Annotated in this window: 2 protein-coding genes; one reads left to right on the forward strand and one right to left on the reverse strand. The window is 67.1% G+C overall.

The features are described from left to right. Positions 1-167: 167 nt before the first annotated feature. On the reverse strand, positions 168-650 hold the full coding sequence (locus U9R90_RS36005; RefSeq protein ID WP_411061687.1) for a GNAT family N-acetyltransferase: 483 nt from the start codon (positions 648-650) through the stop codon (positions 168-170). A 281-nt stretch (positions 651-931) separates the two neighbouring features. Here U9R90_RS36005 and U9R90_RS36010 point away from each other — a divergent pair, with 281 nt between their 5' ends. Beyond that, entirely contained in the window at positions 932-1663 is a 732-nt protein-coding gene (locus U9R90_RS36010) for a transposase (protein ID WP_411061689.1), read from the forward strand. Positions 1664-1700 lie beyond the last annotated feature (37 nt).

A 1700-nucleotide genomic window follows, 5' to 3' on the forward strand; every position in this document is an offset into this window, starting at 1 on the left:
CACGGGTCTGGTGATCCACATCGTCCATACCCGCCTCGACGCGCCGGAGCCCACCACACTTCCCGCCGCGATTTTTCTGGTCGCGTATCTCCAGGGGCAGAGCGGACCGGCGGTACTCCAGTCGTAGATCGTGATCTGGCACGGTGTCATGCGATGAGTGCGTCGCGTCAGCAGAGCTCGCAGATGTAGGACATGGCCGGCTTGTCGTTGAGCGTCAGTTCGCTGACGGCGACGAACCCATTGCGTTCAAGGACCTTGTGCGAGGCTGGATTGTCCATCGTGGCCTTGGCGTGCAGCCTGGTGAGTCCGTACTGTGCGGCAGCGAGTTCGCGCAACTCACGCACCGCTGCGGTGGCCAATCCCTGCCCGGCGGCCTTCTGTGCGATCCGGTACCCGAGCTCCGCCGATCCGTCCGCCGCTTCGATCAGGTTCGCCCGACCCACCACCTCGCCACCCTCGGTCACCAGCACATGGAGGTAATCCGTCCCGGCGGCCTGCCACTCAAGCAGCTGCGCGAACCGTGCGTCGAACTCGGCGAAGAACTCCTCGCCCCGGTCCGGCACTGACGCCGCGAAGTAGGCGCGGTTCTGCCGCTCGAACTCAAGCAGGGCCGGCGCGTGGTCGAGACGGATCAACTGAAGTTCTGGCATCGATAGTCAGAGGCGCGGTGTCGTTCCCGACCCGGTTACCCCGTCCCCCTTCATCGTGACGTGTGTGACTGGGGTGGCTGAAGAGACGAAACTGCCACCGCTGATCATCGGTGTGTGAAGACTGATGTGGTAGCGGTGGCCGCGCCGCCGAGTTTAGACCTGGTCGCCTGCGAGGCCGGGTTCGCCCTGCTCGCAGGACGGATAGCCGGCAGATTCAGGCGGGTGGAGCCGCGGCGGCATGCCAGCGCGCTGGTCCGGGCCTTGATCGCGAGTTGCCCCGGGTGAACTGCTGGACCCTGGCCGAGTACGCCGGGTATGCCAGCCCTGGCGTCTTCCAACACCTGCTGTCCCGTGCGCGCTGGGACCACGACGGGGTGCGCGACGACCTGCGGGAGTTCGTCACCGAGCGGCTCGGCACCGAAGACTCGGTGCTGGTGATCGATGAGACCGGGGGACGTGAAGAAAGGCACGTCCCCGGTGGGTACCCAGCGTCAATACACCGGCACGGCAGGCAGGATCGAACATGCTCAGGTCGCCGTCTACGCGGTGTGGGCGACCAGACGGGTGCGGCATTCGTCGACCGAGAGCTGTGTGTCCCGGCATCCTGGACCGATGATCCGGCGCGGTGCCAGGCGGCCGGTCTGCCCGACGAGCTGGAGTTCGCAACCAAGCCGGCGCTGGCCCTGGGCATGGTCGAGCGCGCTTTGGCGGCCGGGGCCCGACCGGACTGGGTCGCCGCCGACGAGGTCTACGGCAACGACTCTCACCTGCGCGATGCTCTTGAGGACCTGGGCGTCGGCTACGTCCTGGCAGTCTCCTGCTCGACGCGGGTCGCGGTCGGTCCGGCGTCGATCCGCGCCGACGCGCTGGCCAGGGCGCTGTCCCCGGAGTGCGGGCAGATCCGCTCGGCCGGGGCCGGGGCGAAAGGCCAGCGCTGGTATCAGTGGGCGTATATGCACCTCCAGGAGACTTCTCCGGCCGGCGGGCAGCGCTATCTGTCGGCGTACACATGAACGCGGCCAGCTTCGTACGAATGAAAAGGGCCGTCTT

The organism is Streptomyces sp. E11-3 (genome assembly GCF_046540415.1).
Classification (GTDB): domain Bacteria; phylum Actinomycetota; class Actinomycetes; order Streptomycetales; family Streptomycetaceae; genus Streptomyces.

Excerpts from the sequence above, each read along its gene's own strand:
- U9R90_RS36005 (WP_411061687.1), bottom strand. The coding sequence starts at position 650 with ATGCCAGAACTTCAGTTGATCCGTCTCGACCACGCGCCGGCCCTGCTT.